General features: G+C 71.9%; 26 protein-coding genes. 6 read left to right on the forward strand and 20 right to left on the reverse strand.

Annotated features, from left to right (window positions below; all coding sequences use genetic code 11):
- Positions 1-31: 31 nt before the first annotated feature.
- From HHX30_RS42630 to HHX30_RS12030, 7 genes are all read right to left on the reverse strand, one after another.
- Entirely contained in the window at positions 32-1,870 is a 1,839-nt protein-coding gene (locus HHX30_RS42630) for a toxin glutamine deamidase domain-containing protein (RefSeq protein ID WP_311922332.1), read from the reverse strand.
- A gap of 109 nt (positions 1,871-1,979) precedes the next feature.
- Positions 1,980-3,668, reverse strand: a complete 1,689-nt coding sequence (locus HHX30_RS12005) for a molybdopterin-dependent oxidoreductase (RefSeq protein WP_311922333.1) — start codon at positions 3,666-3,668, stop codon at positions 1,980-1,982.
- A gap of 46 nt (positions 3,669-3,714) precedes the next feature.
- Positions 3,715-4,317 (reverse strand): RdgB/HAM1 family non-canonical purine NTP pyrophosphatase, encoded by a 603-nt coding sequence (gene rdgB / locus HHX30_RS12010; RefSeq protein WP_169981979.1) that lies wholly within the window; start codon positions 4,315-4,317, stop codon positions 3,715-3,717.
- Between the two features lie 17 nt (positions 4,318-4,334).
- Positions 4,335-5,051 (reverse strand): ribonuclease PH, encoded by a 717-nt coding sequence (rph, locus tag HHX30_RS12015; protein ID WP_169981980.1) that lies wholly within the window; start codon positions 5,049-5,051, stop codon positions 4,335-4,337.
- 5 nt (positions 5,052-5,056) lie between these two features.
- Complete coding sequence (locus HHX30_RS12020; RefSeq protein ID WP_169981981.1) at positions 5,057-5,809, reverse strand: MBL fold metallo-hydrolase; 753 nt, start codon at positions 5,807-5,809, stop codon at positions 5,057-5,059.
- Positions 5,809-6,639, reverse strand: coding sequence for a glutamate racemase (gene murI / locus HHX30_RS12025; protein WP_311922334.1), 831 nt, complete (start codon positions 6,637-6,639; stop codon positions 5,809-5,811). Before murI ends, HHX30_RS12020 begins: the two co-directional genes overlap by 1 nt.
- A 129-nt stretch (positions 6,640-6,768) precedes the next feature.
- On the reverse strand, positions 6,769-7,563 hold the full coding sequence (locus HHX30_RS12030; protein ID WP_169981983.1) for a thioesterase family protein: 795 nt from the start codon (positions 7,561-7,563) through the stop codon (positions 6,769-6,771).
- A gap of 162 nt (positions 7,564-7,725) precedes the next feature.
- Between HHX30_RS12030 and HHX30_RS12035 the strand changes: the two genes are divergently transcribed.
- The gene (locus HHX30_RS12035; RefSeq protein WP_169981984.1) at positions 7,726-9,435 is read left to right on the forward strand and encodes a DUF3352 domain-containing protein; all 1,710 of its coding nucleotides are present in this window, start codon (positions 7,726-7,728) and stop codon (positions 9,433-9,435) included.
- Between the two features lie 112 nt (positions 9,436-9,547).
- On the opposite strand, the gene HHX30_RS12040 is transcribed toward HHX30_RS12035, so the two are convergent.
- From HHX30_RS12040 to clpS, 5 genes are all read right to left on the reverse strand, one after another.
- Entirely contained in the window at positions 9,548-10,495 is a 948-nt protein-coding gene (locus HHX30_RS12040) for a PLP-dependent cysteine synthase family protein (protein ID WP_169981985.1), read from the reverse strand.
- On the reverse strand, positions 10,496-10,774 hold the full coding sequence (locus HHX30_RS12045; RefSeq protein WP_169981986.1) for a MoaD/ThiS family protein: 279 nt from the start codon (positions 10,772-10,774) through the stop codon (positions 10,496-10,498).
- Positions 10,775-11,047: 273 nt separating this feature from the next.
- Positions 11,048-11,464 (reverse strand): Mov34/MPN/PAD-1 family protein, encoded by a 417-nt coding sequence (locus HHX30_RS12050; protein ID WP_169981987.1) that lies wholly within the window; start codon positions 11,462-11,464, stop codon positions 11,048-11,050.
- Positions 11,465-11,473: 9 nt separating this feature from the next.
- On the reverse strand, positions 11,474-11,998 hold the full coding sequence (locus HHX30_RS12055) for a DUF2017 domain-containing protein (RefSeq protein ID WP_169981988.1): 525 nt from the start codon (positions 11,996-11,998) through the stop codon (positions 11,474-11,476).
- A complete protein-coding gene (clpS, locus tag HHX30_RS41565) occupies positions 11,998-12,285 on the reverse strand; it encodes an ATP-dependent Clp protease adapter ClpS (RefSeq protein ID WP_169950261.1) in 288 nt (95 codons plus the stop codon). The genes HHX30_RS12055 and clpS overlap by 1 nt, the downstream gene beginning before the upstream one ends.
- 39 nt (positions 12,286-12,324) lie before the next feature.
- Between clpS and HHX30_RS12065 the strand changes: the two genes are divergently transcribed.
- The 3 genes from HHX30_RS12065 to HHX30_RS12075 all read left to right on the forward strand — a co-directional run bounded on the left by HHX30_RS12065 (position 12,325) and on the right by HHX30_RS12075 (position 15,088).
- Positions 12,325-13,608, forward strand: a complete 1,284-nt coding sequence (locus tag HHX30_RS12065) for a nicotinate phosphoribosyltransferase (protein WP_169981989.1) — start codon at positions 12,325-12,327, stop codon at positions 13,606-13,608.
- A 64-nt stretch (positions 13,609-13,672) separates the two neighbouring features.
- A complete protein-coding gene (locus tag HHX30_RS12070; protein WP_169981990.1) occupies positions 13,673-14,245 on the forward strand; it encodes a nicotinamidase in 573 nt (190 codons plus the stop codon).
- A gap of 210 nt (positions 14,246-14,455) precedes the next feature.
- Entirely contained in the window at positions 14,456-15,088 is a 633-nt protein-coding gene (locus HHX30_RS12075; RefSeq protein WP_169981991.1) for a hypothetical protein, read from the forward strand.
- Between the two features lie 24 nt (positions 15,089-15,112).
- Here the strand turns inward: HHX30_RS12075 and HHX30_RS12080 are convergent, their stop codons facing one another.
- Together HHX30_RS12080 and HHX30_RS12085 are read right to left on the reverse strand one after the other, a co-directional pair.
- Entirely contained in the window at positions 15,113-15,949 is an 837-nt protein-coding gene (locus tag HHX30_RS12080; RefSeq protein WP_169981992.1) for a hypothetical protein, read from the reverse strand.
- Positions 15,946-16,446 carry a SigE family RNA polymerase sigma factor gene (locus HHX30_RS12085; RefSeq protein WP_169981993.1) on the reverse strand — a complete coding sequence of 167 codons (501 nt, stop codon included), beginning with the start codon at positions 16,444-16,446 and terminating at the stop codon, positions 15,946-15,948. The genes HHX30_RS12080 and HHX30_RS12085 overlap by 4 nt, the downstream gene beginning before the upstream one ends.
- A gap of 710 nt (positions 16,447-17,156) precedes the next feature.
- On the opposite strand from HHX30_RS12085, the gene HHX30_RS12090 reads away from it, so the two are divergent.
- Positions 17,157-17,693: a hypothetical protein gene (locus HHX30_RS12090; protein WP_169981994.1), complete on the forward strand. Its 537-nt coding sequence runs from the start codon at positions 17,157-17,159 to the stop codon at positions 17,691-17,693.
- Between the two features lie 263 nt (positions 17,694-17,956).
- On the opposite strand, the gene HHX30_RS12095 is transcribed toward HHX30_RS12090, so the two are convergent.
- From HHX30_RS12095 to HHX30_RS12120, 6 genes are all read right to left on the reverse strand, one after another.
- Positions 17,957-19,711: a DEAD/DEAH box helicase gene (locus tag HHX30_RS12095; RefSeq protein WP_169981995.1), complete on the reverse strand. Its 1,755-nt coding sequence runs from the start codon at positions 19,709-19,711 to the stop codon at positions 17,957-17,959.
- A gap of 355 nt (positions 19,712-20,066) precedes the next feature.
- The gene (locus tag HHX30_RS12100) at positions 20,067-20,729 is read right to left on the reverse strand and encodes a hypothetical protein (protein ID WP_169981996.1); all 663 of its coding nucleotides are present in this window, start codon (positions 20,727-20,729) and stop codon (positions 20,067-20,069) included.
- 354 nt (positions 20,730-21,083) lie between these two features.
- Positions 21,084-22,304 (reverse strand): hypothetical protein, encoded by a 1,221-nt coding sequence (locus HHX30_RS12105; RefSeq protein ID WP_169981997.1) that lies wholly within the window; start codon positions 22,302-22,304, stop codon positions 21,084-21,086.
- A 155-nt stretch (positions 22,305-22,459) separates the two neighbouring features.
- The gene (locus HHX30_RS12110) at positions 22,460-23,659 is read right to left on the reverse strand and encodes a zinc metalloprotease (RefSeq protein WP_249349939.1); all 1,200 of its coding nucleotides are present in this window, start codon (positions 23,657-23,659) and stop codon (positions 22,460-22,462) included.
- A gap of 71 nt (positions 23,660-23,730) precedes the next feature.
- Positions 23,731-23,991: a DUF3039 domain-containing protein gene (locus HHX30_RS12115; protein WP_030510937.1), complete on the reverse strand. Its 261-nt coding sequence runs from the start codon at positions 23,989-23,991 to the stop codon at positions 23,731-23,733.
- A gap of 86 nt (positions 23,992-24,077) precedes the next feature.
- Positions 24,078-25,646, reverse strand: a complete 1,569-nt coding sequence (locus tag HHX30_RS12120; RefSeq protein WP_169981998.1) for a DHA2 family efflux MFS transporter permease subunit — start codon at positions 25,644-25,646, stop codon at positions 24,078-24,080.
- 126 nt (positions 25,647-25,772) lie between these two features.
- Here HHX30_RS12120 and HHX30_RS12125 point away from each other — a divergent pair, with 126 nt between their 5' ends.
- Positions 25,773-26,447, forward strand: coding sequence for a TetR family transcriptional regulator (locus tag HHX30_RS12125; protein WP_169981999.1), 675 nt, complete (start codon positions 25,773-25,775; stop codon positions 26,445-26,447).
- Positions 26,448-26,472 lie beyond the last annotated feature (25 nt).

A 26,472-nucleotide genomic window follows, 5' to 3' on the forward strand; every position in this document is an offset into this window, starting at 1 on the left:
CCGCGCGTGCGGGTGACCCGGGCGCGGGCCGTCACAGGCGGCGGCCCTGGCGGTCGATCACCACCGCGAAGACCCCCGTGACGTCCTCGTACGGCGGATCCACGGCCATGTGACCCCGCTGGGCGTCGATCCACAGGACCTCGCCCCGGCAGTTGACCGCGTTCCACGCGTGGCTGCCACCCCCGGCCCAGCGGGTGATGAGGACGGCGGCGGCGCCGTGCCCGCCGAAGATCAGCCGCTGGGCGACGGCCACGTACGCCCGGCGGCCGTGGCCCACGTACTCGAACCGGTGCCCGAGCCACTCCTCGGCGCGGGCGACGCCCCCGGTCTCCCCGGTCAGCAGCGGGCGGCCCGACCCGTCGTACTCCGGCTGCCTGCGCGCCGCCACCGCGGGCTCGCCGTGCCAGGTGGACATCACCGACAGCGCGCAGTCGACGGCGTTGTTGGACCTGAACGCGTCCTCCGTCGGCCCTTCTGCGTTGATCAGCCGGATCCAGGTGCCGCGCGGGTCCGGGAAGCGCCCGCTCACCGCCTGCGCGAGGCTCACCTGGCCGTCCGGATCCGCCTCGGCCAGGCCGCCGGGCCTGCCGTACGGGCGGGTCTCCTCCAGCCGCCGCGGGCGGCCCGGGCCGTCCAGCCAGTCGCACTCGGTGTCGTCGCGCAGCACGGCCGCCCAGAAGTCGTCGGCGTCCGCGAGCTCGCCCGTCTCCGGACCGTCGTCCGCGGCGCCGCCGGACGCCTCCTCGCGCCACTCGCTCCGGCCTGCCTCGGGCGCCGGCTCGTCGCCGGTCTGTGCTGCGGGGATCCTCGGCGCGGGCGCGGTCTCGGCGCGCCACTCGTCCTGCCCGGCCGGGTCCGCGGCGGCGTCCCCGGTGGCGTCTTCGGTGGCGTCTTCGGTGGCGTCCTCGTGCCCGGCGACGTCGGCCCCGTCATGATTCGCCTCGGGTTCGGCGGCCGGGGGTTCCTCCGCGTGCGCGAGGTCGCCGGACTCTCGCAGGCCGGGCTCCCCCGGGCCTGGCTCCCGCGAGCCCGAGTCCTCCCACGCGCGGGCGTGCGACACGGACTCGTCGCGGGCGAACGCGCGCGAGCCGGAGTCCTCACGGACGCGGGCATGCGAGCCGGGCTCTTCACGGCTGGAGACGTGCGAGCCGGGCTCTTCACGGCTGCAGACGTGCGAGCCGGGCTCCCCCGGATCAGGCCCGGCGTCCCCCGGGCCGGGCTCTCCCGAGGTCGACGGCGCGCCGTCTGTCGTGACGTCGGCGGTCCCCCCTACGGCCTCTCCAACGGCCTCTTCGGAGATTTCCCCGGCGGTCGTCTCCGCCGCCGGCTCTCCCGTCGCCTCGCCGTCGTCAAGGGCGCGCTCGACGTTCCCGCCGTTCTCCGGCCCCTGAGCGTCCCGGGCATCAGGGGCATCACGGGCATCAGCGACATCGCGGGCGTGCCGATCGTCCCGGTCATCCTCGGATGCCTCGACGTCCGCATGGTCCTCGGCATCCTCCGGGCCCCGAATATCCTCGTCGTCCCCGGTCGTGGCGTCGGCGGGCGTCGTGACGGGGACGGCTTCCCGGAGGTCGGGCGGCCCGCCGCGGCGCCCCGTGGGCGTCCCCGGGCCGTGGCCCCCCCGTCCCCCGATCTCGCCGTTCCTCGCCGCCGGCACCACCGGCATGGTGATGGTGTCGGTCATGGTGTCGATGCCCAGCGGCAGCGCCGCGATCCGCACGTCCAGGCGGCGGTCCTCGAGCGAAGGAGCAGGCGCGTCGGCCGCCTGCTCGTAATCCCGCCATCGCCGGCCGTCGGCCGACACGACCGGGTTGTACACACCGGACGGCAACCGCCACCTCGCGTGCCGGCGCGCCCTCTCCTGGTTCACGCGCTTGGCCCCCCTCCTCGCGCACATCAGCGTGCCGATGGTAGAGGCGGGCCGCCCGGGGCACGGCGGGTTTTCCCAACTCCAGACCCGGCTTCCCACTAGGGGCCGGTCAGCGGGCCGTGACGGTGACGGTGTGGAGGCCGGTCGCGCCGTCGGGGTCGGGCCGGGCCTCGTCCTCGGTCTGGGTGTAACCGGTCGCGTCGGTGGCCCGCACCGAGATCGTGTGCCGGCCGGGCGTCAGGTCGAGGTCGAGCGACCACTGCCGCCAGGTGTCCGGGCCGGGGGCGTCCGCGAGCCTCGCCTGCCGCCACGGGCTCCCGTCCACCCGCACCTCGACCGCGTCGACGCCGCGGTGCTGAGCCCACGCGACGCCCGCCAGGGTCGTACGCCCCGCTTTGACCTCGTCCCCGTCGCGGGGCAGGTCGATCCTGGACTGGGTTTTGATCGGGCCCCGCGGCGCCCAGCCGCGCGGCGTCCAGTAGGCCTCGTCCCGGTCGAACCGGGTGACCCTTATCTCGGTGACCCACTTCGTCGCCGACACATATCCATACAGGCCGGGCACGACCTGGCGGACCGGGAAGCCGTGGGCCTCCGGGAGCACCTCGCCGTTCATGGCGACGGCGAGCAACGCGTCGCGGCCGTCCATGACCACGTCGACCGGTGTGCCGCAGGTCCAGCCGTCCTCGGAGACGCTGAGCAGCATGTCGGCCTCACGGCGGATCCCGGCCTCGCGCAGCACGTCGGCGAGCCGGGCGCCGAGCCAGCGGGCGTTGCCGATGTACGGCCCGCCGACCTCGTTGGACACGCAGGTCAGGGTGACGTCCGCCTCCATGAGGGGGCGCTTGAGCAGGTCGGCGAAGGTCAGCTCGACCGGCCTGTCCACCAGCCCGTGGATCTTCAGCGTCCATCGGGCCGGGTCCACCGACGGCACGACGAGGGCGGTGTCCACCCGGTAGAAGTCGGCGTTGGGCGTGACGAAGGGCGCCAGGCCGGGAATCCGCAGGTCCGCCCCGGACGGGATGGGCACGGCCGGGCGCGCCGCGCGCGGCAGCATTCTCGCCACGTTCCTCCGGGCGATCTCGCCGTCCTTCGTGCCCGACAGCAGCCAGCCGCCGAGACCGGCGGCGCCCGCCACGACGACCCCGGTCGCCGCCCCCGTCAGGAGCCTGCGCCGGTCGAAGGCGTACGGCGCCGCGCCCGCCCGCATGACGGCCGGGACGGCGGGGCCGGGCGCCGCCGAGCGGCTCTCCTCGTCCGCCGTCGCGGCACCCGCCGGGCCGGAGATCGGTCGCGTGGCCGGCGCGCTCTCCCCGTCGGCGGCCCGGCTGGCGGCGACGTAGTCCTCCTCGCCGCTGCCCATGGCGCGGCGCGTCAGCCGCGAGAGGGTCCAGGCGCCCGCCGCGGCGCCCGCGAGCGAGGGCAGGACGTGCGCCACCCCCGCGTCCGGCCGGGACAGCGCCGCGGCGGCGCCGACGAGGCCGAACACGGCCAGGCCCAGCGTGCCGTACGCCGCCCTGCGGCGGGCGAGCAGGCCGAGACCGGCGGCGACGAGCGCGAGCACGACGACGATGCCGCCGAGCAGGACCGCCTTGTCGTAGGAGCCGAAGGTGCGGATCGCCCATTCCTTGAGACCGGCGGGCGTGGCGTCGACCACCGCGCCGCCGACGGCGACGACCGGCGCCGCACCGGGATCGATCAGACCGGCGGCGATCTGGGCCGCCCCGAGCGCCACCGCACCGGCGACGAGGCCGGTCAGCGCGGCCGCCCAGGCGGGCATGCGGGTGCCTGCTGCGTTCACGTCACGAACGCTACGCCCGTCCGCCCCCAGGGGTCTTACGGCGGGATTACGAGACGACCTCGGCGATCAGCGTGGCGAGCGCGCGGAACGCCTTGCCCCGGTGGCTGATCGCGTCCTTCTCCTCGGCCGTCATCTCGGCGGTCGTGCGGGTCTCGCCGTCCGGCACGAAGATCGGGTCGTAGCCGAAGCCGCCCGTGCCGCGCCGTTCGCGGATGAGGAAGCCGTGCACGGCGCCCTCCACCACGTGCTCCTCACCCGTCGGCAGCGCGAGCGCGGCGGTGCAGGCGAAGTGGGCCTGCCTGCGGCCGTCCGGCACGTCGGCGACCTGCGCGAGCAGCAGGTCGAGGTTGGCGTCGTCGTCGCCGTGGCGGCCGGACCAGCGGGCGGAGAAGATGCCCGGCATGCCGTTCAGCGCCTCTACGCACAGGCCGGAGTCGTCCGCGACGGCGGGCAGACCGCTGGCCGAGGCGACCGCGTGCGCCTTGAGCAGCGCGTTCTCCGCGAACGTGAGACCTGTCTCGGCCACGTCGCCGATCTGCGGGAACGCCTCCAGGCCGACGAGTTCGACCGGCACGCCGGCGTCGGCGAGGATCCGGCGCAGTTCGACGATCTTCCCGGCGTTGCGGGTGGCCAGGACCACCTTGTTCATGCTGTCGTCCTCGGTGTTCAGGAGAGGGCTTCCGTCTGGATGCGGGTGAGCTCGGCGCATCCGGTGGCTGCCAGGTCGAGCAGGCCGTTGAGCGTCGTCCGGTCGAACGGCGTGCCTTCCGCGGTGCCCTGCACCTCGACGTAGTCGCCCCTGCCGGTCATCACCACGTTCATGTCGGTCTCGGCCTTGACGTCCTCGCTGTAGTCGAGGTCGAGCATCGGCTCGGTGCCGACGACGCCGACCGAGACGGCGGCGACCGAGTTCACCAGGGGGTCGCCCGGGCACATCCGGCGCTGCCGCATCCAGGCGATGGCGTCGGCGAGGGCGACGTACGCGCCGGTGATGGCGGCGGTGCGGGTGCCGCCGTCGGCCTGCAGCACGTCGCAGTCGAGCACGACGGAGTTCTCCCCCAGGGCCTTGTAGTCGACGCAGGCGCGCAGGGACCGGCCGATCAGCCGGGAGATCTCGTGGGTGCGTCCGCCGATCTTGCCGCGGACCGACTCGCGGTCGTTGCGGGTGTTGGTCGACCGGGGCAGCATGGCGTACTCGGCCGTCACCCAGCCAAGACCGCTGCCCTTGCGCCAGCGGGGCACGCCGCTTTCCACCGTCGCGGCGCACAGCACCCTGGTGCCCCCGAACTCCACCAGCACAGAGCCCTCCGCGTGGGCGAGCCAGTTCCGGGTGATGGTCACGGGGCGAAGCTGGTCGGAACTACGACCGTGTGAACGAGCCATACGGGTCACCCTAGGTCATACACGGCCCCGCTCCGCGCCAACTCCATCGGCCCGCCGAAGCCGCCGCGTGAGGCGTCCTCCAGGATGCGGGACTTGTCGTACCACGGGACGAGGTGGGTGAGGACGAGCGCGGCGGCCTCGGCGCGGGCGGCGTGCTCGGCCGCCTGCCTGCCGCTCAGGTGCAGGCCGGGGGTCAGGCCCGGCTCGTCGAGGAAGGACGCCTCGCACAGGAGCACGTCGGCCTCGTGGGCCAGCTTGACCAGTTCGGCCGACTCGCCGGTGTCCGCCGAGTACGCGACGGACCTGCCCCGGTGGGTGACGCGGAAGCCGTAGGTCTCCACGGGGTGGTTCATCGTGGCGGCCGTCACCTCGAACGGGCCGACGTGCCGGGTGCCGGGCGACAGCCGTACGAAGTCGAAGGAGTTCTCGAGCACCGGCTCGTCCGGCATCGCGTACGCGGCGTTGAGCCGCTTCGAGGCGCCGGCGGGGGCGTGGACGGGCACCTTCGGCAGCGGGCCGTCCGGGGTGTAGGTGCGTACGACGTGGTAGGCGCACAGGTCGAGGCAGTGGTCGGCGTGCAGGTGGGACAGGAGGATGGCGTCGACCTCGTAGAGCCCGGCGTGCCGCTGGAGCGCGCCCAGCGAGCCGTTGCCGAAGTCGAGCAGCAGCCGGAAGCCCTCGGCCTCCAGCAGATAGCAGGAGGACGGGCTGTCGGGGCCGGGAAAGCTGCCCGAGCAGCCGATGATCGTCAACTTCATCACGAACTCCCTACGCCGGTGACGTCGCCGATGCCGGGGGCGGTCCGCTCCACCGACTGGAGCTCGGGACCGAGGAAGCGCTGCCCGAGCCGCGCGAACAGCTCGGTGTCGCCCGTCGCCCGGAAGCGGTGCCCCGGCTCGCCCGCGCCGTTGGACAGCCCGCGGTCGTGCAGGATGCGGTAGACGTCCTTGGCCGTCTCCTCGGCGCTGGACACCAGCGTCACCCCGTCGCCCGCGACGTACGACAGGGCGCCGGTGAGCAGCGGATAGTGCGTGCAGCCGAGGATGAGCGTGTCGCAGCCGGCGTCCTGGATCGGCTTGAGGTATCCCCTCACCACCTCGATGAGGTCCTCGCTCATCGTCTCGCCCCGCTCGACGAACTCCACGAGCAGGGGGGCGGCCACCGCGACCAGCTCGACGTCGGGGGCGGCGGCGAAGGCGTCGTGGTAGGCCATCGACTCGATGGTGGCCCGCGTGGCGATCACGCCGACCCTGCCGTTCCTCGTGGCCCGCACGGCCCGCCGGGCGGCGGGCTGGATCACCTCGACGACCGGGACGTCGTAGCGCTCCCTGGCGTCCCTGAGCACCGCCGAGCTCGCGCTGTTGCACGCGATGACCAGCATCTTCACGTCGTGCTCGACCAGGTGGTCCATGACCTCCAGCGCGTACGCGCGGAGCTGGGCGATGCTCTTGGGCCCGTACGGCTGGTGGGCCGTGTCGGCCACGTAGAAGATCGATTCGTGGGGCAGCTGGTCGATGATCGCCCGGGCGACGGTCAGGCCGCCCACCCCGCTGTCAAAGATCCCGATCGCCCTGCTGTTGTCCGGCACGCTTCCCAAGGTTAGGGGAACGGTCCCCGCCGCTCGGGGTAAGAATGCTCACAACGCGCCGCCCCCGCGATGCTCAGCACGCGCGCCCCGCGATGCTCACCACGCGCGCCCCCGCGAGGGGAACAGAGCTCAGCCCCGGCCGAGGCGGGCGAGCTGGCGGGACTGGGCGACCAGCCGTCCCGCCGAGTCCCACACCTCGACCTCCTCGTCGAACCAGCCGTCGCTGATCAGCCGCCCGCCGCCGAGCAGGGTCAGCCACCCCGGCGCGGGCAGGGCGCGCAGATGCCAGGTCAGCTCCACCGTCGGAGCCCACCCCCGCGCCCCCGCGGAGAACACGACCGGCGGCAGCGCGTCCACCGCCAGCGCCAGCACGTACGGGTCGGGGTCCTGCGGCTCGGCGAGGCGGAAGTACGCCCGCGACTCGGGCCGGCCGGTCGGCTCGCCGCTGAGCCAGCCGATCGTGGGCGGGTCGAACACGATCTCCATCTGGGCGCCGAAGTTCATGTTCGACTCGGGCTTGGGACTGGGCAGGCGCACGCAGTCCGCCAGCTCCGGCATGACGGCGGACGGGCCGTCCGCGAAGTCGGGAGCCGCCGACCCGTCCAGCGTCGCGGTCGTGACGAGCATCTCGATGAACGACTCGCCGTCCTGCACGAGCCTCGCCCGGGTCATCGCCGCCGTACGGCCCGTCTTGAGCGGCTCGAGGAGCACCCGGGCGGGGCCCGGCCGGGCGACCCGGAGGAACTGGGCGCTGGTGGAGACCGGGTGCGCGTGCGGAGAGGCGTCCACCACGGCGCGCAGCATCGCGGCCATGAGATAGCCGCCGTTCAGCGGCCCTCCGATGGAGTATCCGTCGTCGAGACACACGTCGTAGGTGGTGTCGTCGACCCGGATGGCCTGCGTCGCCTCGTCGAACTTGGTCATGCGCCCCTCGCCGCTCTACCGAATTTTGTTCTGGTGATTACTCTAGCGTGGCATTCCGGCGGACCGCCCCGCGGCTCGCGGTCAAGCGGCCTGCAAGCGCGCCGCTACCGGCCGGGCCTAGCTTCACGGCGTACCTGACGACGACGTATGTGAGTGAGCCCCATGTCCCCCGACACCTCCCCGCAGAACCCCGACCCCAGGCAGCCCGATCCCAGGCAGCCCGATCCCAGGCAGCCCGGCCCCAGGCAGCCCGGCCCCAGGCAGCCCGGCGCCTGGAGACCCGGCGCCTGGAGACCCGGCGACGAACAGGACCTCGACCGCACCGTCGCCTATCGCGTTCCCCGCCCGGCCATGGGCGAGGCGCACACCGTGCGGATGCCGTCCTGGACCGAGCCCGAGGAGATCGGCTCCGTCACCCTGGCCGCCCCGCCGTCTCCCCCGGGCCGCGCCCGACGGGGGCGAGGCTGGATCCTCGCGCTGGTGGCCGCCGTGTTCGTCGGCCTGGTCGGCGGCGGCGGGGTGTGGGCCGCCTCGAAGCTCAGCGGCGGTGGCACCCAGCCGCAGGACGTGCTGCCGGCGAACGCGATGGCCTACGTCCGGCTCGACCTCGACCCGGCGGCCGGGCAGAAGCTCGCGTTGTTCGGCATCGCCCGCAAGTTCTCCGCCACCCGCGACTCCTTCGGCGGCGACGACCCGCGCAAGGCGCTCGTCACCGCGCTGCGGAAGGACGACCCCGGCCTCGCCAAGGTCGACTACGCCAGGGACGTCGAGCCCTGGCTCGGCGACCGCGTCGGCCTCGCCGTGCTTCCGGCGGCCGACGGCGGCGACCCCGTCGGGGCACTCGCCGTACAGGTGAAGGACGAGGCGGCGGCCCGGACCGGCATCGGCAAGCTGGGCCTCGGCGACGGGAAGGGCGGCCTGGCGTTCCGCGACGGGTACGCCGTCATCGCGATGAGCCAGAAGCTGGCCGACGAGTACGTCAAGGCCGCGCCGCTGTCCGGCGACCCGCGCTTCGCCGACGACCTCAAGGCGCTGGGCGAGCAGGGCGTGCTGTCGTTCTGGATGGACGTGGAGAAGGTCGCCGAGACCGGCTGGGCCGACGCCTCCGCCACTCTGGAGCTGCCGCAGATCAAGGGGATGCGCTTCGCCGGCGCCCTCCGGTTCTCCGGCGACTACGCCGAACTGGCCGGGATCACCCGCGGCGGGACGCCCACGAAGGTCCGGCCCGAGCCGATGAAGATCGGTGAGCTGCCCGCCTCCACGGTCGCGGCGGCCTCGTTCTCCGGCCTGGGCGACATGCTGCGCGAGCAGTGGCCGTCGATCGAGCAGGCGGCGGGCGGCCCGGGCGGCGAGATGCTCAGGCAGACCCTCGACGGGGCGCGGGCGCAGTACGGCCTGTCCCTGCCGGACGACCTCGTGACGCTGCTGGGCCGCACTTTCACGCTCGCCCTGGACGAGCAGGACCTGGACGGCGCGCTGCCCCGCGTGGGCGCCGTGCTGACGACCGACACCGCCAAGGCGCAGGACCTGGTGAACCGGGTGAAGACCCATCTGAACGGCATGGAGAGATCCGCCGACATCGCCACCGCCGAGGGCGACGGACGGTTCGTGATCGCGAGCACTCAGGAGTACGCCGCCGCCCTGGGCGGAGGCGGCACGCTCGGCGAGAGCGAGACGTTCCGCCTGGCCGTCCCGGACTCCGGGAACGCCACCTACGCCGTGTACGCCGACCTCGACCGGCTGGAGAAGCTGTATCTGGAGGGCCTGAAGGGTCAGGCGCGCACCGACGCCGGGATGCTGCGGGCGATCGGCCTGAGCGGCACCCCCAGCGAGGACGGCTCGGCCTTCACACTCAGGGTCGTCTTCAACTGACCCCTCCTGCCGGCCCTCAGGCTCCGGCTCATCCCGTCCGAACCGGAACTCCGGCCCACCCTCGCCGGAGCGGGCGGGGTGAGCCGGTCGGTCGTGTCAGCCGGGTCGGGGGTCAGGCCCAGAGCTGGCCTTCGAGGCGGTCCTCCGCCTCGTCGAGGGTCCCCTCGTAGGCGCCGGTCGACAGGTACTTCCACCCGCCGTCGGCCACGATGAACACGATGTCGGCCCGCTCGCCGGCCTGGACGGCCTTGCGGGCCATGCCCAGGGCCGCGTGCAGGGCGCAGCCCGTCGAGATGCCCGCGAAGATGCCCTCGGTGGCCAGCAGCTCACGGGTCCGGCGCAGCGCGTCGGCCGAGGTCACCGAGTAGCGGGTGGTCAGCACGGACGCGTCGTACAGCTCGGGCACGAACCCCTCGTCCACGTTGCGCAGGCCGTAGACCAGCTCGCCGTAACGGGGCTCGGCGGCCACGATCTTCACGTCCGGCACCTGCTCTCGCAGGTAGCGGCCGACGCCCATGAGCGTGCCGGTCGTGCCGAGCCCGGCGACGAAGTGCGTCACGGTCGGCAGGTCCGCGAGGATCTCCGGCCCGGTCGACTCGTAGTGGGAACGCCAGTTGGCGGGGTTGCCGTACTGGTAGAGCATCACCCAGTCGGGGTGCTCGGCCGCGAGGCCCTTGGCCACCCGCACCGCCTCGTTGGAGCCGCCCGCGGCCGGCGAGGAGATGATCTCCGCGCCCCACATGCGCAGCAGCTGGCGGCGCTCCTCGGAGGTGTTCTCCGGCATGACGCAGATCAGCCGGTAGCCCTTGAGCCGGGCCGACATCGCCAGCGAGATGCCGGTGTTGCCGGAGGTCGGCTCCAGGATCGTGCATCCCGGCGTGAGCAGCCCGTCCTTCTCGGCCTGCTCGATCATCCACAGCGCCGGCCTGTCCTTGACCGACCCGGTCGGGTTGCGGTCCTCCAGCTTCGCCCAGATCCGCACGTCGGGGGACGGCGACAGCCTGGGCAGACCCACCAGGGGGGTGCGCCCGACCGAGTCGATCAACGAGTCGAAGCGCATCTAGCGCGCTCCGCCCGCGACGGCCGGGAGCACGGTCACGGTGTCGCCGTCGGCGACGGGGGTGCCGAGCCCGCCGAGAAAACGTACGTCCTCGTCGTTGAGGTAGACGTTGACGAATCGGCGCAGCCCGGAGTCGTCCACCAGCCGGTCCTTCAGGCCGGGGTGACGCGACTCCAGGTCGCCGATCAGCTCTTCGAGGGTCGCTCCCTTGGCGTTGACCGCCTTGGCGCCATCGGTGTAGCTGCGGAGGATGGTCGGAATGCGGACCTCGATAGCCATGTCGGCTCAATCTCCTTGATCAGTGGTCGTCGTGAGGGTGGGCGTTCACCTGAGTGAAACATGGTCAGGTGGGAGTCGATTCCAGCGGTCGTCTCCCCGGCGGGCCCGTACGGGCGCCTCCGCCAGGCGGCCGGGTCAGCGACAGTCGTAGACGACGACAGAAGGCGTGTGCGCGAAGAGGAACGCCTGAACAGGAGACTCCGGGCGTACCCGGCGCGACAGGACAGCCGGTGACGACACGGGACGAGCGTCATCGATGGGCATAACTTCAGTTTAACCGTACGACTCGACGATCTTGACTTCCTCCTCCGTGACGACGCCGTCCACGATCCGGTAGGACCGGAAGGACGTCTCCTCCTCGGAGGCGGTCGACACCAGCACGTAGTGGGCCTCGGGCTCGGAGGCGAGGGTGATGTCCGTACGGGAGGGGTACGCCTCGGTGGCGGTGTGGGAGTGGTAGATCACGACCGGAACCTCGTCGCGGTCGTCCATCTCCCGCCACACGCGGAACTGCTCCATCGAGTCGAAGCGGTAGAACGTCGGGGAGCGCTCGGCGTTCTCCATCGGGACGAACCGTTCGGGACGGTCGGACCCGGCGGGCCCGGCCAGGATGCCGCACGCCTCGTCGGGGTGGTCGGCCCGGGCGTGGGCCACGATCTTGTCGACCAGTTCGCGTGGGATCGTCAGCATGCGGGCAACCTACCAAAGGGCCCTGACGAGGGTGTCCTGCAGGTAGGTCAGCCAGTCGTAGATCACGAACGAGGGGTAGCGGGGGTCGTCCTCGGGCATCCGGGCGATCTCCTCGTGGACCTCCTCGGTGACCTCCAGCCGCACGCCGAGCGCGAGGCGGACGTCGTTGAGCGCCCGCAGCCACGCCTGCCCCTGCTCGGCGGTGAGCGTGAGCCGTCCCGGCTCCGCCGTCTCCAGCAGCGTGGTCGCGTCGGCCCGCTTGCCGTCGCGCAGCGTCGCCTCCGTGTAGCGCCGGAACTCCTGCGCCGCCTCGTCGTCGTCGGAGTACGCCGAGGGGAACAGGCGCGCGAGCACGGGGTCGGCCGACGGGGCCGCCGCACCGATGCCGAGGGCGCGCTCCAGCGGGTCGTCGCCGGTGGTCCCCGGCTCGACCAGGCCGAGCACCTGGGACACCAGCGAGCGCAGGATCGACACCTCACCCGCGTCGAGATGGACGGTCACCCCGCCACTCGTCGCCCTGAAGCCCGTGCTCATCATTTGTCCTGCTGAACGGTGGCCCACAGGCCGTAGGAGTGGAGGATCTGCACGTCGCGCTCCATCTCCTCCCGGGTGCCGCTGGCGACGACGGCCTTGCCCTTGTGGTGGACGTCCATCATCAGCTTCTCGGCCTTCTGACGGGGATAGCCGAACACGGCCTGGAAGACGTACGTGACGTACGACATCAGGTTGACCGGGTCGTTCCACACGATCGTGAGCCACGGCAGATCGGGGCGCACGTCCGACGACGGACGCTCGACCTCGGCTGGAGCTGTGCTACCCACGTAACCATCCTGCACCACGACCGTCGTAGTCTTCGACACGTGCGCACGACCACGGGCACGGCCCTGCTGACCGACCAGTACGAACTGACGATGCTCCAGGCCGCGCTGGCGAGCGGCGCGGCGCACCGCAGGGCGGTCTTCGAGGTGTTCGCCCGCCGGCTGCCCGGGGGACGGCGCTACGGGGTGGTGGCCGGCACCGGGCGGTTCCTCGACGCGCTGGAGGACTTCCGCTTCGACGAGCAGGACATCGACTACCTGTGCTCGGCCGGGATCGTGGACGAGCCGACCGGCGAGTTCCTCGCGGGCTACCGCTTCTCCGGCAACGTGTACGGCTACCGCGAGGGCGAGGCGTTCTTCCCCGGCTCTCCGATCATGGTGGTGGAGGGCACGTTCGCCGAGGCCGTGCTGCTGGAGACGCTGGTCCTGTCGATACTCAACCACGACTGCGCGATCGCGGCGGCCGCCTCCCGGATGGCCCAGGCCGCCGGCGACCGGCCGCTGATCGAGATGGGCTCGCGGCGCACCCACGAGCACGCCGCGGTCGCCGCCGCCAGGGCCGCCTACCTGTGCGGCTTCGCCTCCACCTCCAACCTCATGGCCGGTCACCTGTACGGCGTGCCGACCGCGGGCACCGCCGCCCACGCGTTCACCCTGCTGCACGACTCGGAGGAGGACGCCTTCCGGGCCCAGCTCGACTCCCTCGGGCGCGGCACCACCCTGCTCGTGGACACCTACGACGTCGCCAGGGCCGTACGCATCGCGGTGGAGCTGGCCGGGCACGACCTCGGCGCGGTGCGCATCGACTCCGGCGACCTCGCGGTGGTGGCCGTGGAGGTGCGCCGCCTGCTCGACGAGCTCGGCGCGCACCGCACGCGGATCGTCGTTACCAGCGACCTCGACGAGTTCGCGATCGCGGCGCTGGCCGCGGCGCCGGTGGACGCCTACGGCGTGGGCACCGCCCTGTCCACGGGCTCGGGCCATCCGACGGCAAGCCTCGTCTACAAGCTCGTCGCCAGACAGGACCACACGGGAGCCCTCCAGCCCGTCGCGAAGACGTCCGTCGGCAAGCCCAGCGTCGGCGGGCGCAAGTGGGCCTACCGCAGGACCAGCGGCGGCACCGCCACCGCCGAGGTGGTCACCCGCGAGCCGATGGACGCGGAGGACCGTCCGCTGCTGGCCGAACTCGTGCGGGACGGCAAGGTCGTCGGCCGCGAACCCCTGGCGGCCGCCCGCGACCGGCACCGGGCGACTTTGACGGAGTTGCCACTGGAGGCGTCCAGCCTCTCCCCCGGAGACCCCGCAGTCCCTACTATCTTCAAGTGATCGCGGAGGACCGGCGCATGAGGACGACGCCGGTCTTCCGCGATCGCCACTGTGAGGTGATCCCATGAAGACCGCGCTCGTCATCGTGGACGTGCAGAACGACTTCTGCGAGGGCGGCAGCCTGCCGGTCGGCGGCGGCGCCGAGGTGGCCGCCGCGATCAGCCGGCACGTCCAGGAGCACGCCTACGACCACGTGGTCGCCACCCGCGACTACCACGTCGATCCGGGGGCCCACTTCGCCGCCGAGCCCGACTACGTCGACTCGTGGCCGCCGCACTGCGTGGTCGGCACCTCCGGCGCGGACTTCCACCCGGCCTTCGACACCGCGAAGGTCGAGGAGGTCTTCAGCAAGGGCGCCCGGCAGGCGGCCTACAGCGGGTTCGAAGGCGCCACCGGGGACGGCGTGGGCCTGGCCGCCTGGCTGCGCGAACGCGGCGTGGAGGCCGTGGACGTCGTCGGGATCGCCACCGACCACTGCGTGCGGGCCACCGCCCTCGACGCGGCGGCCGGCGGCTTCACCGTACGGGTCCTGCTGGACCTGACCGCGGGCGTGGCCCGGGAGACGACGGAGTCGGCGCTCGCCCGCCTCGCGGAGGCCGGGGCGGAGCTCACCGGGGAGCCCGTCCTCCGCTCCTGACCCGCGACGTCGATCCCCGGCCCGGGCACTCCCGACGGGCCGGCAGGCAGTCCGGTGGACGGCGACGACGTCGGGGGCATGACCGGCGACCCGGCCCGGCCGCCGCACCCGTGAATCGTGTGCGGGGACACGACCGCGCGGAATCGGATGCCAACGCCTTCACCACGTAGAGTCATCGGTGTATTACCCAGAGCGACGACCCTTCGTGGATTGGCGGCCCCGATGTTCGCGTTCCTGCTCGGCCTCACCTGGCTCGTCCTGACCCCGGTCTGTGTCTGGCTGCTCTTCGGCCGCGGCCACCGGGGCCTGCTCCGCGTCACGGGCGCGCTCACGCTCGCGGCCCTGCAGGCGGCCACGATGGTCGTGGGGCTCACCCAGAGGGCCGCCCGGACCCCCGCCCAGACGGTCGCCGTCCGCGCCCCTCACACCGACGCCGGCCGGCCGGCGGGCGTGCGGCCCTCCACCGATGCGGTCGCGCCGCCGTCTCCGGTCCCGACCGGCTCTCCCGCCTGTGATCCCCGCATCCCCGAGCCCGAGGCCGTACGACTGTCGTTCCGCGGCAGGGCCCTGCACGGCCTCACGGTGTACTGGCCCGCGTCGCCCGCGCAGTGCGACACCGCGACGGTGGCCGTTCACCAGGCCGGGCACCGGCTGCGCATCTGGGTCCAGGAGGGCGCCGAGGCGCGGCACCCCGAGGGAGCGCACAACGTGCCCGTGCGCGTGGAGCAGGGAACGGCCTCCCTCAGCCTCCGGCTCAGCCCGGTCACCCGGCAGCACCGCCGCTATGTGGCGATCAACGGCCAGACCGGCGACAAGATCCCGTTGCGCTCCCGCGTCTCCTGAGGAACGGTCACCGCCCGTACCGCCTCAGCCGGCCGGCGTCGACGTGCCCTCGAACGGGTCGTCGAAGTCCGCCAGGGGTTCGCCGTCCGGTGCGGGCGGCACCTCCTCGGCGCGGTCGTAGATCCCGGCGGCCCACCTGCCCGGTCGTTCGCCGACCATGGCCGACAACTGGTCACGCACCTCGGGACGCCGCAACGCCCGGCCCTCGGCGAGTGCGGGCTCGTCACACTCCTTCGGGACCACCCGGCACGCCGCCTCCCGCACCGGGGCGTCCGCGGGGAAGACCCAGATCCGGATGGACTGCGGACCCTTCAGCCAGCCGGACGGCGCCGACTTCCGGTCGTGGTGCCCGCCACCCGCCGAGTCCCCGCACCGTCCGGTCGTGCCGCCCGTCTCACCGCCCTTGAGCGGCATCGCCACGACCACCCACGCGCGCGGGTCGTCGCAGGCCACCTTGATTCCGGTAAAAGAGCTGGTCGGAGTAAAGGTCAGCGTCTGCCCGGCGCTCATCGTCTCGAATCTCCAGGCGTGGATGGGGCGCAGGTCGAACTTCTCGGCTCCCAGCATCACGGGAAACCTGTCGGGGAGCTTCGGCCAGGCCGCCGCCTGGACGGAACCGGTGGGCTGCGCGGCAACCGTCGTACGATCGGCGCGGGGGTGCCCGGCCAGCATGGCGTTTCCCAGCGCGACGGCGGCGACGGTGCAGGCAACCGCCGCTCCGGCCGTCATCGCCCGCCGGGTGCGGCGCATGCGCCGGCCTCGCCGGACGATCGCGTCGAGAGGCGCGGCCGGCTCCCGGCCGGCGGGTGCCCGGCCGTGCTCGTCCAGCAGAGTGCGCAGGTCGCTTTCGGTGTGTCTCATCGCTGGGCCCTCTCCATGGTCATGGTCTGGACGTCCGGGTCGACGCGAAGACGGGTGAGCGCCCGGCTGAGCTGGGTCTTCACCGTTCCCAGGGAGCAGCCGACGATGTCGGCGACCTGGGCGAGCGTCCGTCCCTCGTAGTAGTGCAGGACGATCACCGCGCGCTGGCGCGGGGAAAGCGTGCCGATCGCGCTCCACAGCGCGGCCTGGTCGTCCACCTCGGCGGCCTCGTCGCGGGGATCGGCCGTCTCGGGAAGCGTCTCGGCCGGGATCTCCCCGCGCCAGCGCCTGCGCCACCACGAGGCGTGGGTGTTCACGATGATCCGGTAGACGTACGGGTCGGGGTTGCCCTCGATCCGCCGCCAGGCGAGCCACGCCTTCGCGAGCGCGGTCTGAACCAGGTCCTCGGCCGTGCCCCAGTCCCGGGCGAGGAGATACGCCATCCGGCACAGCCGTAGATGCCGCTGTGCCACGTATTCGGCGAACCCGTCGTCCATCGATCATCTCCGTCTCGTCGTCTCCGGCGATGACTACCGCCCGGGACGCGCGTTCGGATGACAGACGCGGTGGTTTCCACGCGCCGACAAGACCGTTGAGCACGTGCCCGTACGCGTGGAGCAGGGCCTGGCCTCCCTCAGCCTCCGGCTCCGCCGGTCGTCGCCCGCCACCACCGCCGCTTCGCGGCCATCAACGGCGAGACCGGCGACGAGATCCCCTTGCGCTCCCGCGCCTCAGAGCGCACCCCGTGGCGAGGTTGAAAATGAGCCGTTCATGAATCGCGTGCAATGAGGTCATGCGGCACGAAACACGCGGAGCCAGGTGAACAGTCGTAACACCGGTAGCGGAATATCCTCACCCCGCTGCCGGAGCCGCACAAAATCCGCCTTGAGCATTCTCATCCCGACGGCCTCCGAGCTGATAGCAATTACCTCCGCGCACCCGCAGCGCCCCTACTTCTCCCCAGCGAGCCTCGGCTACGCTGCGATCAGCATCGGAGGACACGCACTTTGACGATCGAGGAACGCGTCGAACTCCTGGAGCAAGAAGTGATGGATCTCGGCAAGAGCAGCCGTCTGGATGCGACGATACGCGCTTACGACGCACAGCAGATGATCTGGTCAAGGTCGACGCGATAAGCGAGCGGCTCACCCGGGTCGAGCAGATCGGCGAGCAGACGAGAACGGACATCGGCGTCCTCAAGAGCCAGATGGCCGCCGCCAACCGCCGCCTCGACCACATAGACCACGAAATCGAGCGGCTGGACGGCCGCATCGACGGGCTCAGCGATCGGGTGGACACCCTCACCGGGCAGGTCGAGACCCTCGGGGGACAGGTCGAGGTCCTGACCGGCCGGGTGGACGGCCTCACCACGCGCGTGGACACACTCACCAATCGGGTCGACACCCTCACCGGTCAGGTCAACGTGCTCACCGCCCGTGTCGACGGCCTCACCACCCACGTCGACGGTCTCACCGACCAGGTCGGGACCCTGACCGGCCGGGTGGACGGCCTCACCACCCGGGTCGACGCGATGAGCGGCCAGTTGACCACGATGACGGAACAGGTCGACGGCATGGCCGACCACATCGGCAGGATGACCGACTTGAACAGGACGATGTTCAAGTCGGTCCTGACCCGGTTGGAGGACGTGTACGCCCAGGTGCGGATGAGCAACCTCGTCAACCGGCCGGACCCTCGGCGCGTGGAGCATGCCGAGGACGTCCAGGCGGAGGCATCCGCCTGATCGGCACCCCCGGCCGGAATCCGGAGCCCGACAGTTGAGCCCACGTAGCGCCCCGGACGCGAGGCGTGTTGCCGCAGGTCCTCCTGGCCTGCTCCGGTAGCCGGGGCGAGGACGCGCGCGGCTCACCGCCCCGCAAGGGACCGGCGAGCCGCGATCCGTCCTCGATTGGGCGGCGTGCCGTCAGGAGACACCCGGACAGCTCCTCGGCGTACTCCGCCGGACCACGCGCAAAGCCGTACGGCGCGGGTCGGACGACGGCGGGGTCACCTGCGCTGGGTGGCCCACTTGCGGAGCATGGCGATGCGCTCGCGGACCTGTTCCGCCGTCGCCTGGGCGATGGCGGGGCCGCCGCAGGCCCGGCGCAACTCGGCGTGGATGACGCCGTGCGGCTGGCCGGTGCGGTGGTTCCACGCGCCGACGAGCCCGTTCAGCTCTTTGCGGAGCTCGGCGAGCTGCTCGTGCGGCGCGAGAGCCGGGGCGGACTCCTCACTCTTCTTGGTCTTGCGCTTGGCCGCCTGCTGATCGGCCTGGCGTTTGCGCAGCAGTGAGGCCACCTGGTCGGGCTCCAGCAGACCGGGCAGGCCGATGAAGTCCTCCTCCTCCGGCGAGCCGGGTGCGGCGGCGGTGCCGAACTCGCCGCCGTCGAACAGCACCCGGTCGAAGGTCGCCGAGGCCTCCAGCGTCTGGAAGGGCAGTTCGTCGCCGAGCGCGTCGGGCTGCTTCTTCTCCTGCTGGGCCTGCTCCAGCAGCAGGTCGTCGAGGCCGTCCTCGTCGCGACGACGGCCCAGCACGTGGTCGCGCTCTTCCTCCATCTCGCCCGCCAGGCCCATGAGGACGGGCACCGAGGGCAGGAAGACCGACGCGGTCTCCCCCCGCTTGCGGGCGCGGACGAAACGCCCGACGGCCTGGGCGAAGAACAGCGGGGTCGAGGTACTTGTGGCGTAGACCCCGACGCACAACCGGGGAATGTCGACGCCCTCGGAGACCATCCGGACCGCGACCAGCCAGCGCCGGTCGGAGGTGCCGAAGTCCTTGATCTTGTTGGACGCGCCCGGGTCGTCGGAGAGCACGACCTCGGCGCCCTCGCCGGTAACCGCGCGGATGTGCCGGGCGTAGGCGCGGGCCGCCTCATGGTCGGAGGCGATGACCAGCCCGCCCGCGTCGGGCACGCCCCGCCGCACCTCCGTCAGGCGCCGGTCGGCCGCGTGGATGACCTGGCGGATCCAGTCGCCCTTCGGGTCGAGGGCGGCCCGCCACGCCTGCGAGAGCTGGTCCTTGGTCAGCGGCGTGCCGAGCGTGGCGGCGATCTCGTCGCCCGCGCGCGTGCGCCACTTCATCTCCCCCGAGTACGCCAGGAAGATGACCGGCCGGACGACGCCGTCGGCCAGGGCCGGGCCGTACCCGTAGGAGTAGTCGGAGACGCTCCGCATCGCCCCCTCGCCGTCCTCGACGTAGGTGACGAACGGGATCGGGCTCTCGTCGGACCGGAACGGCGTGCCGGTCAGCGCCAGCCGCCTGGTCGCGGGCTCGAACGCCTCGCGGACGCCGTCGCCCCACGACTTGGCGTCGCCGGCGTGGTGGATCTCGTCGAAGATCACCAGGGTCTTGCGCGCCTCGGTGCGGGCGCGGTGCAGCGCCGGGTGCATCGCGATCTGCGCGTACGTCACGGCGACGCCGACGTAGTCACGCGAGGTGGCGCCCTGGCTGTTCTTGAACTCGGGGTCGATGCTGATCCCGACCTTGGCCGCGGCGTCGGCCCACTGCCGCTTGAGGTGCTCGGTGGGGGTGACGATCGTCAGGGCGCGCACGACCCCGCGGCTGAGCAGCTCGCTGGCGATCCGCAGCGCGTACGTCGTCTTTCCGGCGCCGGGGGTGGCGACGGTCAGGAAGTCGCGCGGCTCACGGCTGAAGTAGAGGTCGAAGGCCTGCTGCTGCCAGGCGCGCAGCTTCGGGGCGGTGCCCCAGGCGGCTCTGTCGGGGTAGGACGGGGAGAGGTGGGACGCGGCCGAAACGCTCAACGACGCCTCCCCGAACTCGTCGGAACACTCGTGTCTCTATCGGTTCGCTCCCTCACAGTGGATTCAGACTAGCCCGCCCGACCGACAGGACGTGTCCCGCACACGCGAGGTGGCCCGAAATCACCCGGTGTGGCGCTGCACACATGGAGTCGCCGACACTCTGCCACGCCGGCCCGGCTCACCGCGGCGATCTCCGCGTCGCCGTGGGATCCGGGACGTGAAGCGCGCTGGGCCGGTAGACGACGGTAGCCGGATCCTCGTGCGCCGGCACCTTTGCGCACGAGGGCGGACAGCCCCGGAAGCTGACGCTCCCGGAGGCCGTCCGCCCTCATTCGCTACCTGGATCTGGAAATTGTCAGACCGTGGCGGAAGGGCCGCAGGTGATGTTGGCCAGCGACCGGGCCGTGCCTGTGCCAGCGGCGTTGGTACCGCTGACGTCAGTGACGGTGCAGTCGGATCGGTAAATGACGCCGTCCGCCCGTCGGACGGTGACCCTCAGGAGGCCGGCGGGAATACCCGTGGCTCCAAGCACGAGAGGGGCCGCCTCCGCGCCGCGAGGCGTGCTGGGTGCCGCAGCCAGGCTGATGTCGTAGTAGAAGCCTGCCGGGAACACCGAGGTGATGTCCCTCCACCCCGTGGTGTCGTTGATCCAGACGTGACCCCTGCGGGCGGAGCCCGTGTAAGTCCTCGAGTTCGTCGGAACAGTGGGGGTGGCACCGGTGGTGGTGAAGGAAGTGATGATATTCGTGGTGTCGAGGCGCGGGTAGGGGATCTTCTCCTTGTCCTTGTCCTTGTCCCCGGCCGGGCTCGTCACCGCCTGCGTGGCGGGGGAGGCCTTCGCCGGGGCCGCGCTCGCCGCGACCGCGCCCGAGAGCCCCACGGTCGCGCAGGTCACCGCTGCCGCGGCGGACCACATCAGCAGGCGACCGGCGCCACGCGAACCAGAGGCCGAGCTGCTCCTACGAGAAATCAATTTGATTTCCCCCCCATAGTGAGAGAATTGGTCTTTCCGGGTCACCGCGTTTTCGTGCGATGCGACATCGAAAATACCTGTCGGGGGAAACGCGGGCAGCGAGCCACTTATCGGATACCGGCAAACAGATGTTACACCTATCTCCAAGCCGCCCCACAAATACGGACACGCCTAGCTATCTCGCCTTAGAGCACTCCGAGCGGTCTTTTGTACTTTCATGCTGGTAATGAACGGGACGTACGCGGGCGCGAATCAGGACCGGAACGACCGACTGTCTCCCCCGTTGCCATTACTGCCACCGATAGGGACCGATAGTGTCATTCGCCCGGAAAGGATGGGTCGGCGCGGAGGGCACGCCGCCAGAGTTCCGGCAGAGGGCGGCAGGAGGACAAGCGCGGCTCAGCGGGCTCCCCACATCAGGCCCTCGATCTCGGCGCGCGACCGGGGATCGTCGGGATGGGCCAGCCCGAGCAGGACCGTGCTGCCGCCGTCCGGCCGGGTCAGCAGGGTCACCCGCATGAAGGCCGGCTCGTTGACGACGTCGGTGTACTCGGCGCGTACGGCGCGGGTGTGGCCCGGCCGCCCGCCGACGGTGACCGCGCGGTCGTCGAGCACCTCGACCTTGTCGCCGTGCAGCAGCAGCTGGGTATAGAGATCGGCCAGGTCGATGACGGCCGAGCGCAGGTTGGGCGGGTCCACCCGGTCGCCGGGCCGGGCCATGACCGTGGCGCTGTCCCCGCGCGCGGCGGATGAGGTGAAGCCGGTCACGGGCGCGACCACGCCCTCCCGCCACTCGGGCGGCAGCGTGTAGGCGACTCCCGCGATCTGGTCGTGGATCACCGTGGGAGGCGCGCTCTCGGCCCGGTGCAGGACCGTGACCACCACCGCGCCGATGACGGCGGCCGAGCAGACCAGCGCGAGGCCGCCGACGAGAAGGCGCTGTAACCAGCGGGGCATCCGGCGCGGCGGCGTTTCGGGCCCGCGGTAGCGGCGCGCCGAGGGAGGCAGGTCGTCCTCGGGCTTCGCGGGCTCCAGGCCCAGCGAGGGCCACACCGGGCGGTCCGCCGATCGCCTCTCCGAGACCGGCGCGCCGTACGGACGGGTGAAGCCCCCTCCGGGGCCCTCGGTTCCCGGATGCGCAGGCCCTTCCTGCGTCACCTCGCCGGGCAGGCGGTAGGCACGTGGGAAGCCCTCTTCGGCCTCCCCGGCTGCTCCGGAATGCGCCGGCCCTTCCGGCGTCGCGTCGCCGGGCAGACGGTACGCACGGGTGAGACCTCCTCCGGCACCCCCGGTCGCCTCGGGCCGCTCCGGTGGGCGCCTGCCCTCCTGCCCCGCCTCGCCTCTGTCCGGCATGAGGTAGGGGCGGGTGGCGAAGCCCCCTTGCTCCGGGCCGGAACGCCCACGCCTCTCCTCCGTCACGTCGCCGGGCAGGCGGTACGCACGGGTGAAGCTGTCCTCCTCGGCCCCCTCGGCCTCCCGGCCGCCGTACGGGCGTGAGGGCCACTGCGGGGACGACGGCGGCCCGCCCGGGGCGCCGTACGGGCGAGTGGGGCCCTCCTCGGACGGCGGGGGCTCCTCCTCGGCGGGGGGCCAGACCCGGCGCATCCACTGGTCATCCACAAAGCCTCCCCGGGCGGCATGGCCGGGCGCGCGTGGGACGGAACCGGCGAGTGACTCGGCGCTCAGGGCCGGACGCGAGGCTTCGTGACCATGAACGCTGCTGTGGAGTTACTCTCACACCCGCGCCGCCACGTCAACGGCTCACGGCCGATTCGTCATCGCCCCGTACCTCGCGCATCGCCCTGGGCCTCCATGACCGGCTCCTCGCCGCCCTCGGCGGCGCTCGGCACGCCGTCGTCGGCGCCGTCCGCGGCGGGCCCCTCGATGCTCGCGGCCGCCTTCTGCGGCCCCGCGCCGGCTTCCCGTGGCGCCGGGCGGCGGTAGGCGTCCCACATCTGGTGGACGCGTACGCCCTGGCCCGCTGTGAACTCGCGCATGCAGCGATCCTGGGCGTAGTCCATGAAGTTGTGGACCGGGTCGCCGCCCGGGGCGGGGCAGGTGTCCTTCTTCGAGGGGCAGCCGTTCGTCGGGTACGCCTCGGCCGGGGTGTCGTCCACCGAGTCGCCGGGGGCCTTGCAGCCGTTCTCGAAGGTGTGCAGCAGGCCGAGCCAGTGGCCGATCTCGTGCACGGCCGTGAAGCCTCTGGCGAAGTCGCGCAGCGGGCCGCCCGGGACGCTCCGCCAGTCGATCACCACGCCGTCCAGCACGGGCTCGTCGTCGTACCAGTACGGGTAGGTGGAGTAGCCGAGCACGAGCCGGCTCAGCTGCGCGATGTACAGGTTGAGCGTTTCCGGACCCCCGGCCCGCAGCTTCTTCTTCATCGGCTCCTCGTAGCCGATGGGGTCGCGGAACCAGCTCCTGTTGTCGGTGTGCGTGATGCCCTTGAGCTCGAAGCGCACGCCGGTGTCGGCCCCGCCGTACCCGCCCGAGTAGGCCGTGTTCAGCACGGCGATCTGCCGGGAGACGGCGGCGTCGGGCAGGCCGAGCGCGCGGTCCCTGATGATGTGCACCCACACCGGAACGGTGATCCGCTCAAGGGTGCCGGGAGCACTCCCCCGCCGCGCGGTGTCATCCCGCCGCGCAGTGTCATCCCGCCGCGCAGTGTCATCCCGCCGCGCAGTGTCGTCCCGCTGCGCCGCCCCGAGCCTGCGTGCCAGGTCGGCCGACATCCGGGCGACCTCGTCGGGCCCGGGCTCACGCGGCTCCAGCGCGTGGGTGAGCCCGCCCACGCCGTGCCGGCGCTGCGGTACGGCGTGGCGGGCGAGACAGGCGTCCGGCCGCGAGGCCGGCGAACCGCGCATTCCGGTGCCGGCGTGACCCCCGGTCGCCCGGGAGGCGGCGGACGCCGGGGCGGCGCAGGCGCCGCCCAGCGCGTAAAGGCATGCAAGGAAGACGGCGATGGGTCGCCGAACCATTCGTTCCCCCGATACGGCTGGTCAGAAGGCAGACCCTAGCCGCGGGGAACGTGATGATCCCGTATCGACACTCACTCGCCGGACGGTTCGCCCTTGGGCAGCCCCTCGTAGATCTCCTTGCACTCCGGACAGACCGGGTACTTCTTCGGGTCGCGGCTGGGCACCCAGACCTTGCCGCACAGGGCCCGCACCGGCGCGCCGGTCACGTAGCTCTCAGTGATCTTGTTCTTGTCGGCGAAGTGCGAGAAGCGCTCGTGGTCACCGTCGCCGTGCGAGAGCCGGGGTGTTACGTCGCTCTCGGGAAGAATCTTCGTGCCGCTCACGGATACCAAGTCTACTGAGCGAGCGGGCGCTCCCGACCCGTACACGAGTACGGCTCCCGCCGAAGTGGCGGGAGCCGTACGGGAGGAAACGGACCTCAGCCCACGTGGACCGGGGCGCCCTCGGTCTTGCGACCGGCCTTGACGAACAGGGCCAGGGCCGCCGCGACGAGGGCGACCGCCGTGCTCACCACGAAGCCGAGGTGCAGGCCGTCCATGAAGGACAGGTGCGCCGCGTCGGCGACCGTCTTGGCCACCTCGGCCGGGAGCCCGGGCGGGGCCTGGCCCACCGAGGCCAGGGCCTTCAGCCCCTCCAGCTCCGCGGGCTTGACGGCCTGCGCCACCGGGCCGAGGTAGCCCGGCAGCACGTCGGCCACCTTGGCGGACACGACCGCGCCCAGGATGGCGGTGCCGAGCGCGCCGCCGACCTGCATCGCGGAGTTCTGCACGCCGCCCGCGACGCCGCTCAGCTCCTCGGGGGCGTTGCCCACGATGATCTCGGTGGCGCCGACGAACACCGGCGACAGGCCGAACGCGAGCAGCACGAACGGGATCGCGGTGTCGGCGAAGGCCGCGTCGACGCCGAGCCGCGACATGAGGAACATGGCGACGGCGGCGATCACCATGCCGCCCGCGATGGTGATCTTCGGGCCGAACTTGCCGATGAGCACGCCCGCGATGGGCGAGGCGACGATCATGCCGGCGCTCATCGGCAGCATCCGCAGGCCGGAGTCGAGCGGCGTGAGCCCGTGCACGCCCTGGAAGAAGAACGTGAGAAAGAACATCGCGCCGAACATCGCGAACGACATGAGGATCATGAGGACGGTCCCGATCGAGACCGAGGCGTTGCGGAACAGGCTCAGCTGCAGCAGCGGCTCGCGCGCCTTCGACTGCCAGAACAGGAACACGGCCCCGACGACCACGGCCGCGGCGAGGAAGCCGAGCGTCCTGGCGTCGCCCCAGCCCCACTCAGGAGCCTTGATGATGGCCCACACCAGCGCGAACATCGCGCCGGACAGCAGCACGACGCCGAGCCAGTCGACCCTGGACAGCGTCTTGGCCTTGCTCTCCCGCAGCGCCCACAGCCCGAACGCCAGAGCCACCACGCCGACCGGCACGTTGATGAAGAACACCGACTGCCAGCTCACGTTCTCCACCAGCAGGCCGCCGATGATCGGGCCGCCCGCGCTCGACAGACCGATGATCGCACCCCACGCGCCCATGGCCATGTTCAGCTTCTCGCCGGGGAAGGCCGACCGGAGCAACGCCAGCGCGGCGGGCTGCAGCAGCGCGCCGAAAAGTCCCTGCAGCACGCGCAGCGCGATCAGCATGCCGATCGAGGACGACAGGCCGATGGCGAGCGAGGTCAGCGCGAAGCCGGCGACGCCGATCAGGAAGACCCGCTTGTGCCCGAAGAGGTCGCCGAGCTTGCCGGCCGTGATCAGGAAGACCGCCAGCGCGAGCAGGTAACCGCTGGTCACCCACTGCAGGTCGGCCAGTGTCGCCTTGAGTTCGACCTGGATGACCGGGTTCGCGATCGCCACGACCGTGCCGTCGAGCATGACCATGATGACGCCGAGCGAGACGGCGAGCAGTGTGAGCCACGGATGGCCCTGGCCCCGTCCTGGAGGCGCGTCGGCGTCCACCGCCGATACGGCTTGAGTCATGGAGGTTCCCCCTTAGCGACACTGAGTAGACCCGCAGTAATTTATGTCAGTCCATGACAGATGACAAATCCTTTTATCCGACATACGGTGACATCTGAGAGTTTGTGAACCGACAGTTTCGAGGAGGTGACCGCCGTGGGTCTGCGCGAACGCAAGAAGCAGCGGACGCGGGACGCCCTGATCGACGCGGCCCTCGACCTTTTCCTCTCCCAGGGCTACGAGGCGACGACGATCGACCAGATCGCGGCCGAAGTGGAGGTCTCGCCCAGGACCTTCTTCCGCTACTTCGCCTCCAAGGAGGACGTGGCGCTCTCCCTGACCGCCGACGAGCAGGAGATGTTCCTCGCCGAACTGGTCGCACGACCGCTGTCGGAGCCGCCGTTCGCCGCGCTGAGTCAGTCGATGCGCGCCATGCTGGGCATCCTACGAGAGATCGACGGCGCCGAGGCGGGCAGGATCATGAAGGCCCAGCGGCTCGTCCACTCCACTCCGTCCCTGCTCGCGGGCGCCATGCGGCTGATCAGGGAGAACGAGCGCAGGCTGGTCGCCGAGGTGGCCCGCAGGATGGGAACGGCACCCGACGACCTGCAGTCGCAGCTCGTCGTGTCGGTCTTCGTGAGCATCGGACTGCTCTGCATGAACGGGCCCACGGAGGATCTCAACGGCCTGGCACGCCGGTACGAGGACCTGCTCACGCTGGCCGAGCGCTCCCTGCGTCCCGGCTGGGACCTGCCCGTAGGCTCCGCGGAGCCGGAGCCGGAGCCGGAGCCGGCGTCGGCGTCGGCGTCGGCCGCGGGCTGACGTCAGGCCGCAGGCCACCCGGCGC

This window comes from Microbispora sp. H10836 (genome assembly GCF_012999525.1).
Taxonomy (GTDB): domain Bacteria; phylum Actinomycetota; class Actinomycetes; order Streptosporangiales; family Streptosporangiaceae; genus Microbispora.